Raw genomic sequence first — 241 nt, 5'->3', positions numbered from 1 at the left:
CGCCCGCGAGTGCGATGTGCTGAAGGCCTCGGCGGACGGCGCGACCGTCTCCGACATCGCGTCCAAGCTGCACCTCTCCGAGTCGACCGTCCGCAACTACCTCTCCTCCGCAATCGGCAAAACATCCACCCGCAACCGCATGGAAGCCATGCGAGAGGCCCGCCAACAGGGCTGGCTGTAGCCAGAACCGAGCCGCGCCCGGTATGGGCCGCGCCTCATAAGGGGCGCGGGAAACGGCGCA

The 241-nt window shown here is 68.0% G+C and carries 1 protein-coding gene; it reads left to right on the top strand.

The features are described from left to right. A partial coding sequence (locus AOK01_RS45825; RefSeq protein WP_245702583.1) for a response regulator transcription factor occupies window positions 1-181 on the top strand: 181 nt, incomplete at its 5' end. Window positions 182-241 lie beyond the last annotated feature (60 nt).

The sequence above is a fragment of the Streptomyces aurantiacus genome, assembly GCF_001418335.1.
In the GTDB taxonomy this organism is placed as follows: domain Bacteria; phylum Actinomycetota; class Actinomycetes; order Streptomycetales; family Streptomycetaceae; genus Streptomyces; species Streptomyces aurantiacus.
This window is presented reverse-complemented; position numbering and strand designations above follow the sequence as displayed.